The sequence below is a fragment of the Polaromonas sp. genome, assembly GCF_031411155.1.
Lineage (GTDB): Bacteria > Pseudomonadota > Gammaproteobacteria > Burkholderiales > Burkholderiaceae_C > Polaromonas.
On record NZ_JANOAL010000157.1, the window covers coordinates 1 to 13,909 of the forward strand.

The 13,909-nt window shown below is 62.9% G+C and carries 18 protein-coding genes and 1 pseudogene; 8 read left to right on the forward strand and 11 right to left on the reverse strand.

Annotation, left to right across the window (positions count from 1 at the left end; translation table 11 throughout):
- Window positions 1-120, forward strand: a pseudogene (locus RMO23_RS10340) (protein-L-isoaspartate(D-aspartate) O-methyltransferase); the annotation flags it as partial.
- A gap of 48 nt (window positions 121-168) precedes the next feature.
- Window positions 169-1,116: a peptidoglycan DD-metalloendopeptidase family protein gene (locus tag RMO23_RS10345; RefSeq protein ID WP_309681144.1), complete on the forward strand. Its 948-nt coding sequence runs from the start codon at window positions 169-171 to the stop codon at window positions 1,114-1,116.
- 81 nt (window positions 1,117-1,197) lie between these two features.
- On the opposite strand, the gene RMO23_RS10350 is transcribed toward RMO23_RS10345, so the two are convergent.
- Window positions 1,198-1,794, reverse strand: a complete 597-nt coding sequence (locus RMO23_RS10350; RefSeq protein WP_309681146.1) for a 3'-5' exonuclease — start codon at window positions 1,792-1,794, stop codon at window positions 1,198-1,200.
- 107 nt (window positions 1,795-1,901) lie between these two features.
- Here RMO23_RS10350 and RMO23_RS10355 point away from each other — a divergent pair, with 107 nt between their 5' ends.
- Together RMO23_RS10355 and RMO23_RS10360 are read left to right on the forward strand one after the other, a co-directional pair.
- Window positions 1,902-2,159 carry a hypothetical protein gene (locus RMO23_RS10355; RefSeq protein ID WP_309681148.1) on the forward strand — a complete coding sequence of 86 codons (258 nt, stop codon included), beginning with the start codon at window positions 1,902-1,904 and terminating at the stop codon, window positions 2,157-2,159.
- 20 nt (window positions 2,160-2,179) lie between these two features.
- On the forward strand, window positions 2,180-2,539 hold the full coding sequence (locus RMO23_RS10360) for a translation initiation factor Sui1 (RefSeq protein WP_309681177.1): 360 nt from the start codon (window positions 2,180-2,182) through the stop codon (window positions 2,537-2,539).
- Here RMO23_RS10360 and RMO23_RS10365 read toward each other — a convergent pair.
- Together RMO23_RS10365 and RMO23_RS10370 are read right to left on the reverse strand one after the other, a co-directional pair.
- Window positions 2,536-2,952, reverse strand: coding sequence for a hypothetical protein (locus RMO23_RS10365; protein WP_309681150.1), 417 nt, complete (start codon window positions 2,950-2,952; stop codon window positions 2,536-2,538). The two genes, RMO23_RS10360 and RMO23_RS10365, sit on opposite strands and share 4 nt — an antisense overlap.
- On the reverse strand, window positions 2,949-4,406 hold the full coding sequence (locus RMO23_RS10370; RefSeq protein ID WP_309681152.1) for a multicopper oxidase domain-containing protein: 1,458 nt from the start codon (window positions 4,404-4,406) through the stop codon (window positions 2,949-2,951). The genes RMO23_RS10365 and RMO23_RS10370 overlap by 4 nt, the downstream gene beginning before the upstream one ends.
- Window positions 4,407-4,563: 157 nt before the next feature.
- On the opposite strand from RMO23_RS10370, the gene RMO23_RS10375 reads away from it, so the two are divergent.
- Complete coding sequence (locus tag RMO23_RS10375) at window positions 4,564-4,776, forward strand: DUF3820 family protein (protein WP_309681154.1); 213 nt, start codon at window positions 4,564-4,566, stop codon at window positions 4,774-4,776.
- 148 nt (window positions 4,777-4,924) lie between these two features.
- On the opposite strand, the gene RMO23_RS10380 is transcribed toward RMO23_RS10375, so the two are convergent.
- The 7 genes from RMO23_RS10380 to RMO23_RS10410 all read right to left on the reverse strand — a co-directional run bounded on the left by RMO23_RS10380 (window position 4,925) and on the right by RMO23_RS10410 (window position 10,168).
- Window positions 4,925-5,191, reverse strand: coding sequence for a pentapeptide MXKDX repeat protein (locus RMO23_RS10380; RefSeq protein ID WP_309681156.1), 267 nt, complete (start codon window positions 5,189-5,191; stop codon window positions 4,925-4,927).
- A gap of 101 nt (window positions 5,192-5,292) precedes the next feature.
- The gene (locus tag RMO23_RS10385) at window positions 5,293-6,081 is read right to left on the reverse strand and encodes a molybdopterin-binding protein (protein WP_309681179.1); all 789 of its coding nucleotides are present in this window, start codon (window positions 6,079-6,081) and stop codon (window positions 5,293-5,295) included.
- Window positions 6,082-6,107: 26 nt separating this feature from the next.
- Window positions 6,108-6,704, reverse strand: a complete 597-nt coding sequence (locus RMO23_RS10390; RefSeq protein ID WP_309681158.1) for a cytochrome b/b6 domain-containing protein — start codon at window positions 6,702-6,704, stop codon at window positions 6,108-6,110.
- 138 nt (window positions 6,705-6,842) lie between these two features.
- Window positions 6,843-7,565, reverse strand: coding sequence for an amino acid ABC transporter ATP-binding protein (locus RMO23_RS10395; protein WP_405041591.1), 723 nt, complete (start codon window positions 7,563-7,565; stop codon window positions 6,843-6,845).
- Entirely contained in the window at window positions 7,552-8,319 is a 768-nt protein-coding gene (locus tag RMO23_RS10400; protein ID WP_309681162.1) for an amino acid ABC transporter permease, read from the reverse strand. Before RMO23_RS10400 ends, RMO23_RS10395 begins: the two co-directional genes overlap by 14 nt.
- Window positions 8,320-8,351: 32 nt before the next feature.
- The gene (locus RMO23_RS10405; protein WP_309681164.1) at window positions 8,352-9,128 is read right to left on the reverse strand and encodes a basic amino acid ABC transporter substrate-binding protein; all 777 of its coding nucleotides are present in this window, start codon (window positions 9,126-9,128) and stop codon (window positions 8,352-8,354) included.
- 146 nt (window positions 9,129-9,274) lie between these two features.
- Window positions 9,275-10,168 (reverse strand): dienelactone hydrolase family protein, encoded by an 894-nt coding sequence (locus RMO23_RS10410; RefSeq protein WP_309681166.1) that lies wholly within the window; start codon window positions 10,166-10,168, stop codon window positions 9,275-9,277.
- 331 nt (window positions 10,169-10,499) lie between these two features.
- On the opposite strand from RMO23_RS10410, the gene RMO23_RS10415 reads away from it, so the two are divergent.
- From RMO23_RS10415 to RMO23_RS10425, 3 genes are read left to right on the forward strand one after another with little or no spacing between them, the layout of a single operon-like run.
- Window positions 10,500-11,282, forward strand: coding sequence for a DUF2726 domain-containing protein (locus RMO23_RS10415; protein ID WP_309681168.1), 783 nt, complete (start codon window positions 10,500-10,502; stop codon window positions 11,280-11,282).
- Between the two features lie 58 nt (window positions 11,283-11,340).
- Entirely contained in the window at window positions 11,341-11,619 is a 279-nt protein-coding gene (locus tag RMO23_RS10420) for an HNH endonuclease signature motif containing protein (protein ID WP_309681170.1), read from the forward strand.
- Window positions 11,616-13,211: an alkaline phosphatase D family protein gene (locus RMO23_RS10425; protein ID WP_309681172.1), complete on the forward strand. Its 1,596-nt coding sequence runs from the start codon at window positions 11,616-11,618 to the stop codon at window positions 13,209-13,211. The genes RMO23_RS10420 and RMO23_RS10425 overlap by 4 nt, the downstream gene beginning before the upstream one ends.
- Before the next feature lie 17 nt (window positions 13,212-13,228).
- Here the strand turns inward: RMO23_RS10425 and RMO23_RS10430 are convergent.
- Window positions 13,229-13,909, reverse strand: a 681-nt coding sequence (locus RMO23_RS10430) for an ATP-binding cassette domain-containing protein (protein ID WP_309681174.1), incomplete at its 5' end; no start/stop codon positions are given.

Genomic DNA, 13,909 nt, shown 5'->3' on the forward strand with positions numbered 1-13,909 from the left:
CCGCTGCAAACCGCCGGTGGCGCCCAGGCGCTGGTGGTGGTGGACAAAACTCCTCATGGCATCAGGCAGACCGTGCTGGAAGCCGTTCACTTTGTGCCTTTAAAATCAGGTACCAGCTAAAGAAGCTATCGAGTTAGCCTGTATCAAGTCAGTAAGACGAAAGAACCCATGAATCAATCCCCAAGGTCATACCGCGTGGCGTTTCCGGCCCCACCCGGAGCAGGGCGCCGCGCCCGGCCCCTGTTGGGCCGTCTGACACTGCCGTGCGCCCTGGCCGCCGTGGTGCTGCTGGCTGCTGGCTGCGCATCGCGTTCCGTGACCCACGCGCCGGTAGAAGACCGCGGCTCCGGTCAGCCTCGCTCGGTGGCTGGCGCGGTCGATCCTGGCGTCAAACAGCTGCCAGGCTTCGAAAACGCCGGTAAACCCGGTTATTACAGCGTCAGGCCCGGCGACACCATGATCCGCATTGGCCTGGAAAGCGGCCAGAACTGGCGCGACATCGTGCGCTGGAACAACCTGGAGAACCCCAACATCATCGAAGTCGGGCAGGTGCTGCGCGTGGTGCCGCCCGCCGCCGACAACCCGCAGGTGGTGACCCGGCCGGTGACTTCCACCGCCGTCACGGCGGCCACGGTGCCGCCCGCGCAGGCGGCCAGCGCGCCCCGGTCCGCCGCCTCCGCGCCCGTCGTCGCCAGCGCCGCCGTGGTGGCGCCGGCCGCAACGCCGACGCCGGTGACCAGTGGCGATGAAGATGTGGCCTGGATCTGGCCGGCCCATGGCTCGCTGCTGGCGGGGTTTGACGAGGCCAAGAACAAGGGCCTGGACATTGCCGGCAAACCCGGCGATGCGGTGATTGCCTCGGCCGACGGTCGGGTGGTGTATGCCGGGGCCGGCCTGCGCGGCTACGGCAACCTGATCATCCTGAAGCACAACAACACCTTTTTGACCGCCTATGCGCACAACCAGACGCTGCTGGTCAAGGAAGACCAGGCGGTCAAAAAAGGCCAGAAAATTGCTGAAATGGGTAACAGCGACTCGGACCGGGTGAAGCTGCACTTCGAGATCCGCCGTCAGGGCAAACCGGTGGATCCGGCCAAATACCTGCCGGCCAAATAGGCGGCGAGTCTTCATGACCAAGGAGTCCTGCGCTGGCCGGACTCCTTTTTCCATTGTCGGGGCGGATGGCGGGTGTGTTTTTTAGCCCAGCCCCAGCGCCGTGAACACCCTGAGCGCCGCATAAGCATCGTTGGCGGCATAAATCTGCTGGGCCTCGGTCAGCCGGGTGTTGGCCCAGTTGGAGGTAGTGGCTTTGCGGGACTTGATGAAGCGCTGGTTGAAAACCACCGCCACCGCGCCGCGCACGCCCATGTCCTTGCGATAGCCCCGGCTTCTGAACACGCTGTTGAGGTCGAGCACGCCCTGCAGATCGACGCCGAGCTTGCTGATGAGCCGGCGCCTGTCATCGCCCAGGCCAAAGCCGGCCTTGGTTATCGTGCCTGACTCCAGCAGCAGGGCTACCGCGCGGCGGCAATCGGCGTCATGGAGCTGAAAAATATAGGCTTGATCGTGGGTCGACAGCTGGACAATGTGCGGTCCGTCGGATGGCTCGTTCTTGGCAAAGGTGGGTTTCGACTCGGTATCAAAGCCGAGGGCGGTGGCCGCCGTCAGGGCCTGCAGCGCGACGCTGGCTTGTTCCGGCGTGGAAACCACCTGAATCTGGCTCAGCGCCAGCCGCTCGAAAGGCTCCAGCAAGGCGATCTGTTCTTTGCCAGGGGTTGAATGCAGCTCGGTCATAGGGAAATAGCAGGTCCATGCGTCAAAATAGGGCTTCAAGCCGATCAGGCCAATGCCTTTAGCTTACAGCCTCCATCCCATCCCCCGGCGTTCAACCTCGACACACCATGGCCACAGCCCAAGGCATCACCACCGACCACTACAAACTATTCCCGTCGCCGCGCAACCGGCAGCGCACGGTTTTTCTGCACGAGGTTTTTGTGCCCCATCCCTACATGCTGATTGACCTGGAGAGCTACCATTTCAAGGGAAAATTCAGCCTGTTCGCCGCCTGCCGGCTGGCCGACATGAAGATGGGGCAACTGGTGACGCTGGAACTGCCCGAGGATGAGCTGAAGTTCAAGACCCGCTTTGTGCCCGATTGACATCCAGGCCTTGACGAATGATGAAAAGCAGGCTGGCCACGGGACTGGTGTATTCGACGGATGCCGGCCGGATGTGTCCGGACTGCCGCCAGCCGGTGGCGGGCTGTGTCTGCAAACTGGCCAAACCCCTGCCCAAAACCGATGGCGTGGCACGCGTTTCGAGGCAGACCAGGGGCCGCGGCGGCAAGACGGTGACCCAGGTGACCGGGCTGGCGCTGGATGTGCCGGCACTGGCCCAGCTCGGCAAGCAACTCAGGACCGCCTGTGGCTCGGGTGGCACGGTCAAGGACGGCGTGATCGAAGTGCAGGGCGATCACCGTGCGCTGGTGATGGACACCCTGCAGCAGCAGGGCTACCGCGTCAAACCAAGCGGCGGCTAGGGCGCTGGCGTTTCAGGGACTTGCAGCAGCACCAGCGAAAGCCTGAGTGCCTTCAGCTTTTTCCGCAGCGCGGCGCCAATCGCTTCGGCGCTGCTGCGCTGCGGGTCAAACGCCAGGGCCAGGGCGGCCGGCTCCATCGACACGCGGGCGCTGCCCTTGTCCACGCCCGGCGTTCCCTCAAGCAGCGCCTGCAGTTGCTGGCGCGAAGCGGCATTGCGGGTCATCGGACCGTCCCAGGCGAAATAAGCCAGTTCGTGTTTGCTGGCCTGCGCGCGCTGCAGCAGCGCGTGGTCATAGACCGCGGCAATGCGGTCTTCCACGCAGTAGCCGCAGGCGCTGGCCGCTGTGCTGGCCAGGGCCAGTAGCAGCGCCAGCAGCGGGATCGCCGCGCCAGCTGACCGGCCGGGTTTCAATGCCCACCCCCGGCGGTGATTTTGGAAGGGTCAGGCTGCGCATCGATCCAGCGGAAGTAGGCAATGTACTGTTTGATTTCCTCGTCGCTCAGGCCCTGGTTGGGCATGGGAATGTTGTTGTACTCCTTGAGCATGGCCTGCGCATCGGGGTCGGTCTGCAGCATTTTTTCGGGCGACTTCATCCACTGCGTGAGCCAGGCCTCGGTGCGCCGTTTGGTTACGCCGGCCATGTCCGGGCCCAGCTTTTTGCCCTGGCCGACGGAGTGGCAGGCAAAGCATTTGCTCTCAAAAGCGATCTTGGCAGCGGCGGCCCCGGCATCGGGCGGCGTCGAGCTGGCCTCCATGTTGTGGTGTTCCAGCTCGGTCCGTTTTGGTTTTTCCAGCGTGGACAACAGCCCGATCGCGCCCTGCGAGGCATTGGCAAAGTGGTGGTCCACCATGATGTAGGAGCCGGCCTCGGGAATGATCATTTCCACGATGGCGCTGTTGCTCGAGCCCAGCAGCACCGTCTGCATGCCGCGCATCTGGTTGTCCGGGTTGCCGTCCATCCAGACACGGTCAAAAATGGTGCCGACGACGTGAAAGCTGGAGGTTTTGCTCGGCCCGACGTTCAGCACGAACAGCCGCACCCGCTCGCCCGGCTTGGTTGGCAAGGGGGTTTTGACCATGCCGTTGTGGCTGCCATTGAAGACGGTGTGGCTAGGCTGGGCGGCGCGCAGTTTTTCGCTGTCGAGCACATAAAGCGGGGCGCCGTCAACCTTTTGTCCGTCGGTGCTGGGCTTCGCGTAAAACTCGCTTTGAATGACCAGGTATTCGCGGTCCACCTTGGTCGGGTAGCCCTCGCGCGGCTCGACGATGACCGCGCCGTACATGCCCGAAGCGATGTGCTCCAGAATCATCGGCGTGCCGCAGTGGTACATGAAGATGCCCGGGTAGTTGAGCGTGAATTCAAACTCAATCGTCTGGCCGGGCGCCACCGAGCGGTATTTGTCCTGCGGCGACACCATGGCCGCATGAAAATCCATCGAATGCATCATGGGCGCGGCCGTCATCGCCATGCCGGGCGCGGTTTCGTCGCTGCGGTTGGTCATGCTGAAGCGGATCTTGTCGCCCACGCGCGCCCGGATGGCCGGGCCCGGCACCTGGTCGCCGAAGGTCCAGGCGCTGAACTTGACGCCCGGTGCGATTTCAATGATCTTGTGGGTGGTGTCCAGCCGCACTTCTTTCACCGGCGCCGGGTCCAGTGGCTTGAGCTCCGCGCTCAGGTTCAGCGCAGCCCCGCTGGCAAACGGCCCGGTGTGGCGCTCCGCCGAAATTTTGGCGGGCACCGGCTTGAGGTCCATTTTTGCCGGATCGTAGCGATCCACCACCGCAGCGGGCGGTGTGGGACCGCAGGCGGCCAGGACGAATGCAGTAGCGCATCCGGCGAGGAAACGACAGGTAAATTTGCGCATGGGAGTAGCCTGGGTTGGTGAAGTTCTTGCATACTGCGCTGCGAAAGCCGGCGCTACCATGACGCAGATCAAATGAAAATGCAGTAATGCGCATTGATTGCCAACCGCGCGCCGGCGCTTTCACCCAGACCGTTGAACTCCCTGAACCCCAGTCACCATGAAACCTGAAGACCTGGATCTGTTGCTGACTCGCGAAATGCCTTATGGCAAGTACAAGGGCCGGCCGATTGCCGACCTGCCCGGCCACTACCTGAACTGGTTTGCCCGCGAGGGTTTCCCCAAGGGCGAGCTTGGCCGCCTGCTGGCGCTGATGCAGGAGATAGACCACAACGGACTCAAGCCACTGCTGGACCCGTTGCGAAAGCGTTAATGCGGGGGCCGCCTGGCTGCTTGTATGCTACTAAAAAGATAGCTAGATTGGCAGATTCTGATTGGGCGTCAGGCTCTTTTTATGATATTTTGCAGGAGGCGCTGGCGCGCAGGGTGCCAGCGCCGCCGCAACTTCCTGCGAAATGAGCTTACTTCTTCATTTCTTCCTTGCTCATCGAATCCTTGGCCATGGCGTCCTTGCCCATGGCGTCTTTTTTCATGGCGCCTTTCGCCATGTGATCCTTCTTCATGGCGTTCTTGCCCATGGTGTCTTTCTTCATGCCATCCTTGGCCATGGCGTCGCTGCTCATGGCCTCTTTGCCCATGGCATCTTTTTTCATCGCGTCTTGCGCCATGGCGCTGGCGCCGGCCAACAGCATGCAGGCCGACATGAGGGAAGCGCTGAGTTTTTTCATGGTGATTTCCTTTGTTTAACGGTTGACGAATCGTTGATGAATCGGTGGATAAGCTGGCAGCCGTGAATGCCTGCCAGTGTTGCGGGGTTTCCGAGCGGCGCTCAGCTACCGCCGAACCAGTTGTAGCCCTGGTCTTCCCAGTAGCCGCCAGGGTAGCTGTTGGTGACAAAAATTGCCTGAATGTGTTTCGGGTTTTTGTAGCCGAGCTTGGTCGGCATGCGCAGCTTCATCGGAAAGCCGTATTTCGGCGGCAGCACCTGGCCGTCCCAGGTCAGCGCCAGCAGGGTTTGCGGGTGCAGGGCCGTCGGCATGTCGATGCTGGTGAAGTAGTCGTCAGCGCATTTGAAGCCGACATATCGGGCGCTGGTATCGGCGCCCACCCGGCGCAAAAAACTCGCAAACGGAACGCCGCCCCACTTGCCGATGGCACTCCAGCCCTCCACGCAGATGTGGCGCGTGACCTGGTCAGTTTGCGGCATGGCGCGCAGTTCCGGCAATGACCATTGGCGTTTGTCGGCCACCAGGCCGGTGACTTCGAGCCGGTAGCCGCTTTCCTCGACCTGTCGCACTTCGTTTTCAGCGTAATAGGCATTGAACGGGAAGGGCCGCGTGATCATCGAATCGGGGTAGGTCGGGGCCAGGCGATTCGGGTCAAACAGCCAGCCCTGCACCTTGTCGTTGAAGCGCGAGATGCTGCCCAGTGCGGCGTCGACGCTGGCGCTGTCATCGAGCATGCAACCCGTCAACATCGACAGGCCACCCAGTGTGAGGGAGGCGCGCAGAAAATTGCGGCGGCTCTGTGTCAGCCGGTTCGCGCTGCTGATTCGGTCAACCGCTTCCCTGAGCACGGCGTCGCCGTCGAGGTTCAGGCGTTTGGGGGCTTGGATCATCATGGGGTACTCCCTGGGCTTCAGATTCAGCGACCACGAACCATGTACACCAGCGTGCGCGGCACCAGGGCCACCATCACCAGGTGAATGGCGACAAACGCGGCCAGCGCGGCCATGGCAAAAAAGTGGATCAGCCGGGCGCCTTCATAGCCGCCCAGCAGTTCGCGCAGCAGCGCAAACTGCACCGATTTCCAGAGCACCAGTCCCGATGCCACCAGCAGCACGCTGTCAAGCATCACAAACAGGTAAGCCAGGCGCTGCACCATGTTGTAGTGCGCGGGGTCTGCATGGGCCAGCTTGCCCTTCAGTGCCGCGAGCACATCGGCCACAAAGGCTCTGGGCGACAGCGGGAAGAACTTGCGCAGCAGACGGCCGGTGGCCAGATTCAGGGCCAGGTAAAGCAGGCCATTGATGCCCAGCAGCCACATGGCCGCAAAGTGCCACTGAATCGCGCCGCCCAGCCAGCCGCCCAGCGTGATGTCATTGGGAATCGCAAAGCCCAGAAAGGCGGTGGCGTTGTAGATGCGCCAGCCGCTCATCATGAGAACGACCACCGCCAGGGCGTTAAGCCAGTGCATGATGCGCAGCCAGCCGGGGTGAATGAGCTGATTTTCGGGCTTCATGGACATACTCCTGCGTTCACGGACATCCCCGGTTGGCCGGGGTCCTCGCTGCGGGTTTTGCAGCTACTGTCCGTTGGTCGCCGGGCGCCCAGGCTTCTTACGCGGTTGTTGCATTCGTTTACATGAAGCCGCGCAGCCTTACAGCACCTTGCTCAGAAACCGTCGCGTACGCTCTTCCTGCGGGCGGTCGAAGATGTCGCTGGGCGAGCCCTCTTCAATGATCTGGCCCTCGTCGATGAAGATCACGCGGTCGGCCACCTGCCTTGCAAAGCCCATCTCATGGGTCACCACCACCATGGTCATGCCTTCTTCGGCCAGCGCCTGCATGACGCCCAGCACCTCGCCGACCATTTCCGGGTCCAGCGCCGAGGTTGGTTCGTCAAACAGCATGATCAGCGGCTGCATCGCCAGCGCCCGGGCAATCGCCACTCGCTGCTGCTGGCCGCCCGAGAGCTGGTTCGGGTAGGCATCGATTTTTTCCAGCAGACCGACCTTGACCAGCAGCTCACGGGCGCGCACGCGGGCCTGCTCGGGGCTCAGGCCGCGCACCTTGGTGGGCGCCAGCGTGATGTTTTCGAGCACGGTCTTGTGCGGGAACAGGTTGAAGCGCTGAAACACCATGCCGATTTCCGAGCGCAGCGCATCGACATCGGTTTTGGCTTCGTGCACCGACACGCCATGCACCAGCACCTGGCCGCCAGAGGCATCTTCCAGGCCGTTCAGGCAGCGCAGAAAGGTGCTTTTGCCCGAGCCCGAGGGGCCGATGACGCACACCACTTCGGAGGCCTTGATGGCGCAGTCAATGCCGCGCAGCACGGAGATGTGGCCAAACTGCTTGGTCAGCCCGTTAACGCGAATCACCTCGTCCATAGCGAGCCTCCAATTTCTTCACAAGGTAGGCAAGGCCCAGCGTCAGCACCCAGTACATCAGTGAAATCGTCAGATAAGGCTCCCAGTAGCGCGAGTAGGCACCGGCCACGGTGCGCGCGGCGTAAGCCAGCTCGGCCAGGCCAATGGCCGAAATCAGCGACGAGTCTTTCAGCAGCGAAATGGCGTTGTTGCCCAGCGGCGGCAGCATGCGGCGAAACGCCTGCGGTAGCACCACGTGGTACATGGTGCGCGGAAACGACATGCCCAGCGAGCGCGAGGCTTCGACCTGGCCCTTGTCAATCGACTGGATACCGGCGCGGAAAATCTCGGAGATGTAGGCGCCGGCATTGAGCGTGAGGGCCACCACACCCGACAGGAAGGCGCCGTAGTTCTGCTTGAGCTCGCGCGCGGTGTCTCCCGAAATCAGCAGGCCATCGGTCGGGTTGATGAACAGCGGCAGCACCGCAAAGTGAATCAGCAGAATCTGCACAAACAGCGGCGTGCCGCGAAAAAAGCTGACATACACGACGGACGGCCAGCGCAGCGCGTACTTGCAAAACTCACGGGCTGGTGAGTGGCGTGATTCGGCCACGCGCGCCAGGCCCACGGCCAGGCCCAGCGCCGTACCCTGGACGATGCAGATCAGCGTGACCAGGATGGTCATTTGCAGGCCACGCCAGAACAGCACGCTGTATTCTGAAATGATGTCGGCCCGGAACCAGCCGAACCAGAGAACATGTTCCATGGGGAAAAATCGTTTCAGCAGTGACGCATGGCTTACTGGGCGGGCAGCACCGGCGCGTCAGCCTGGAACCATTTTTTGTAGATTTGCGCATAGCTGCCATCTGCCTTGACCGCGGCCAGCCCGGCGTTGAGCTTGTCGAGCAGCGCCTTGTTGCCCTGCTTCACGACGATGCCGAAGTATTCCTTGGGAAAGCTGGCATCGCTGACGGTTTTGAGTTGCTTGTGTTCCTGGGCGCGGAAGGCGATGACGCCGTTGTCGCCGATGGCGGCATCGAGGCCGTTGGCAACCAGTTCCGAAATCACCACCGGCGTGCTCTCAAAACGGCGAATGTCGGGACTGGTTTTGCCGAACTCGCGGGAAGCCATGTCGTCGCCCGTGCTGCCCGTGACCACGCCCACTTTTTTGCCGGCCAGGTCTTTCAGGCCTTTGACCGTGCTGTCCTTTTGCACCGCAATCAGCTGGCGCGCCTCAAAGTAGGGTGAAGTGAAGTCATAGGACTGCTTGCGCTTGTCGTTGATGGTGACGCCCGAGATGACCAGGTCGAGATCGCCGTTGTTCAGCGCCGCAAAGATGCCGGTCCAGGGCGTGTTCACGACCTTGATTTTCAGGCCGGCTTTCTGGGCCACGGCCTTGATCATGTCCACGTCGTAACCGACGATTTCCTTGGTCGGGTTTTCGTAGGCAAACGGGCGGTAGGTAGCGCTGGAGCCAACCACCAGTTCCTTGTTTTGGGCCTGGGCCATGCCCGAGGTGAGTGTGGCCAGTGTCAGCAGGCCGGCCGAGGCCACGAATTTATGAAGGAGTTTCATGCTTGCATCCAAAAAGGAGGTAAAGAGAAAAAAGGCCGGATGGCCCGGATAAAACGGGCGAAAAGCCAAACCCCCGATGGTAACGCCAGCCCGGGCCGTGCCGACCGCTGCGCGGCCGCCAGACGGCTGGACCCCGATGCGCGGCCTCAGCCGGTGTGCAGTTGCTGGTTGAAAAAGGCCAGGGTGCGTTGCCACGCCAGATTGGCGGCCGCCTTGTCGTAGCGCGGCGTGGTGTCGTTGTTAAAGCCGTGCTGGGTGCCGGGGTACTGGTGCGCGCTGTAGCTCACACCGGCCGCTTTCAGTGCGGTTTCATAGGCGGGCCAGGAGGCGTTGATGCGTTCGTCCACCGCGGCAAAGTGGATCAGCAGCGGCGTCTTGACCTTGGCCGCCTCTTCGGGGGCGGGGTGGTTGCCATAAAACGGCACCGCCGCATTGAGCCAGGGCAGGCGCGTGGTCAGGGTGTGGACCATGCCGCCGCCATAGCAAAACCCGACCACGCCCAGCTTGCCGGTGCAGTCGTCGCGGCCCTTCAAAAAGGTGGCGGCGGCGACAAAATCCTCGGTGGTTTTTTTCTGGTCCAGCTTGCCAAACAGGTCGCGCGCCTTGTCTTCGTCGCCCGGGTAGCCGCCCAGCGGCGTCAGCGCATCGGGTGCGAAGGCGATGAAGTTGTCGAGCGCCAGACGCCGCGCGATGTCTTCAATGTGCGGGTTGAGGCCGCGATTTTCATGAATGACGAGCACACCCGGCAGCCTGCCGCTGGCGTTGGCGGGCTTGGCCAGATAGCCTTTGACGGTGCCCGAGCCCGCCGTGGACGGGTAGCTGAGCAGCTCGGTTTTCAGGCGCTTGTCATCCTTGGGGATTTGCTGGCCCATGGCAAAGTCCGGGCTCAGGGCGGCCAGCAGGGCGGCGGCTGTCATGCTGGCCGTGGCAAATTTCTGCGCACGCTCCAGAAACCCGCGGCGATCCAGCGTGCCATGCACATAGGCGTCGAAAAGAATCAGCAGTTCCTGGTCAAAGTCCTGGGCGGTTTTACGCTGCATGGGGGGTTCCTGTAAAAACTGCAGCATAGCCACTCAGGGCCAGTCTTGCAAAAGTTGGTCCGCTGTCGCACGATTGCCGCGGTCTTGTTCCAGCAATCAGCGCGGCATTTTGCTATCAATACAGGAGCTTGATGTGCTTGTTGGACATGGGCTACAGCTTATTTTTGTTCCTGGAGTGCTGAAAATGCCGCAGAATGCTATCGTTGCTTGCAGGCCCGGGCACTGGCGGCAGGATTTGACAGTACGAAAGTACTATGGCTCACTGTGTGTAATGCGGCGCATGGCTGGTTTGCAGCCCCGCATACAACACAAAATGAGGGAGGATTGAATCTTGAATCAAACGACATGGGTGGCGATGGGGCTGGCTGCGGCACTCGGTGCGCTGCTGGGGGCGGTGCTGACCGGGTGGTGGTGGCGCAAAAAGATCGACAAGCCCCTGCTGCTGTCCGGCAAGCTGCCGCTCGATGCGCGCGGGCTGGTGACCACCGAAGAACACGAGGTTTGGACCTGGCTGCGCCATACCTTTCATGACCATGTGGTGATGGTCAAAATACCGGTGTCGCGTTTCACCTTGCCGCGCAACACCGAAAAGCAAAACAGCCTGCAGTGGCTGGAACTGCTGAGCAGCATCTACACCACCTTCACGGTCTGCACCACCGATGGCAGGGTGGTGGGCTGTATCGATGTGCCCGGCAAGCGCGGTCTGAGCATGGACAAGCGCGAACTCAAGGAGGATCTGCTGTCGGACTGCGGCATTGCCTACACCGTGATTCGCGACAGCCGCCTGCCCACCAGCAATGCCATGCGGGCCGCCTTTCTGGGTGAAGTCCTGATTGAACTGGTAGAGGAACACACGCTGGCAACGCCTGTGGAAGACAGCGCTTTTCAGGAAGAGCTCAATGCCTTTACCCGCGAAAGGGTGAAAGCCCGCAAGGAAGCCGCGCTGAGTGAACTGAACAAGGATGCACGAAACGCCGATCAGGATGCGCAAGACCGCCATGCTGACGGCAAGGGATCGATCAAGCCCGCCAAAAAGCCGGGGCGCCGGGTCGAGCAGACCTGGGAGGATTCATTCATTTATGGGCCAGACACCCGGCCCGGCGAACTTGATTGACGCGGCCCGGCCCTGAAACTGGAATCGCCCTGACAGCCTTGACAGAAAAGACACCCCCGTGAGCCGTTTGGGTCACACCCGCGACAAGATCTACAAAACCGTGGCCAGGCAACTGCACGGCGTGGTGCCCTGCTGGGTCTGCGGCGAACACGTCACGCCCGACGCGGCCACCCTGGAACATATCCTGCCGCTGAGCGAGGGCGGCAACAGCCACGCCGCGAATCTGGCCATCAGCCACGAGGTCTGCAATGGCCAGCGCCATGCGGCGGGCCGGGTGCCGGTCTCGGCGGCGGCTCCGGGCCAGGTGCTCAGACGCAGCGCAGGCAAGCCGCCATGACTCACGCTGGCTGGCTGCCAGACCGCCGGCAACTGCTGCAGTGGGCCAGCGCCAGCGCCGCCGGCCTGTACCTGCCCAGGCGGGCCTGGGCTCAAACCCGCACCGCGACCAACCCGTTTGCGCTGGGCCTGGCCAGCGGCGCCCCGACCCACGATTCGGTGGTGCTGTGGACGCGGCTGGTGTTTGACGGGGAGCAGGCTTCAGGTCAGCCGCACCCGCCCGTCAGCGTGCGCTGGGAGGTGGCGCATGACGAGCAATTTGCCCGCATCGTTCAAACCGGCCAATCGCAAGCCGTGGCCGCGCTGGCCCATTCGGTGCATGTGGAGGTGCGGGGGCTGGAGGCCGACCGCTGGTATTTTTACCGCTTTGCCGTGGGTGAGGCCCTGAGTGCCAGCGGCCGCACCCGCACCTTTCCGGCGCCCGATGCGGTGGTGGCCCGGTTGCGGCTGGCCTATGCTTCGTGCCAGCGCTGGGAGCACGGCCATTTCAGCGCCTACCGGCACATGCGCGATGAAAACCTCGACATGGTGCTGTTTCTGGGTGACTACATCTACGAATACCCGAGCGCCAGCAACGCGGTGCGCATGCCCACCGGCGGCTGGGTGCGCACACTGGACGACTACCGCCAGCGTTATGCGCTGCACAAGGGCGATGCCGACCTGCAGGCCATGCACGCGACCTGCCCGTGGCTGCTGACCTGGGACGACCACGAGGTGCAAAACGACTACGCGGGTTTGACCGCAGGCGACAGCGGGCCGCCGGTCGCCGATTTTGCCGCCCAGCGCGCGGCCGCCTACCAGGCTTTTTATGAGCACATGCCAATCCGCGCCTCGGCGCTCAGCCGTGCGCTGGCGGGTCTGGCGCAGGGCGCGGAGATGCGGATTTACCAGCGCCTTCACTATGGCCGGCTGGCCTCGCTGTACCTGCTTGACGCGCGGCAGTACAAGGACGCGCAGGTGTGCAGCCGGGACGGCAAAAAAGGCGCCAGCACCCTGAACCCGGCCATCTGCCCAGCCTGGAACGACCCCGCGCGCAGCCTGCTGGGCCAACCGCAGGAGCGCTGGCTGGAGGCGGAACTGGGCCGGGCGGCGAGCCGGCAAGGGGGCTGGAACCTGCTGGGCCAGACCTCGTTGTTCGGGCAACGCGATTTTCAGCGCGGGCCGGGCCAGCGTTTGTGGAACGACGGCTGGGACGGTTATGCGTCGGCACGCACGCGCCTGACCGATGCGCTGCAAAAAAATGCGGTCAGCAACCCGGTGCTGATGGGCGGCGATGTGCATGAAAACTGGGTCGGGCACGTCAAGGCCGACTATGCCGATGCCGCCAGCCCGGCCATTGGCGTGGAGTTTTGCGGCACCAGCATCACCTCGCGCTCGGCCGGCAACGCCAAGATCCCCGAGTGGCTGGCCGAGAACCCGCACTTTGTGTTCGCCGATTCCGAGCGCAAGGGCTATGGGGTGGTCGAACTGACGCCGCGTGGCCTGACGACCCGCCTGCGTGTGGTCAGTGACGTCACCGAGCCCGACACCCGGATTGAAACCCTGGCGCAGTTTTCGGTGCAAGCCGGGCGCGCGGTGATTGAAAAGACCTGAGGCGCGCGCCACGCGGCTCAATAAGCCTCGGCTTCCTCGACGTTCTCCGCCAGGAAACCACCGCTCTGGTGCGCCCACAGCCGCGCATACAGGCCGTCCCTGGCCAGCAGGCTGCGGTGGTCGCCTTCTTCCACGATGCGGCCCTGGTCCAGCACGATGAGGCGGTCCATCGCCGCGATGGTGGACAGGCGGTGGGCAATCGCAATCACGGTTTTGCCCCGCATCAGGCTGTTCAGGCTGCCTTGAATCGCCACTTCCACTTCCGAGTCGAGTGCGCTGGTGGCTTCGTCGAGCAGCAAGATCGGCGCGTCTTTCAGCATCACGCGCGCAATCGCGATGCGCTGGCGCTGCCCGCCCGACAGCTTCACGCCGCGCTCGCCGACATGCGCGTCGTAGCCCTTGCGGCCATGCGGGTCGCTCAGGCCGGCGATAAAACCGTCGGCTTCGGCGCGGCGGGCGGCCAGGCGCATGTCGGCATCGCTGGCGCCGGGCCGGCTGTAGCTGATGTTGTCGCGCACCGAGCGGTGCAGCAGCGAGGTGTCCTGCGTCACCATGCCAATCTGGCTGCGCAGGCTGTCCTGCGTCACACCGGCGATGTCCTGGCCGTCTATCAAGAGCCGGCCCGTATCCAGGTCATGAAAGCGCAGCAGCAAATTGACCAGCGTGGATTTGCCGGCGCCGGAGCGGCCAATCAGGCC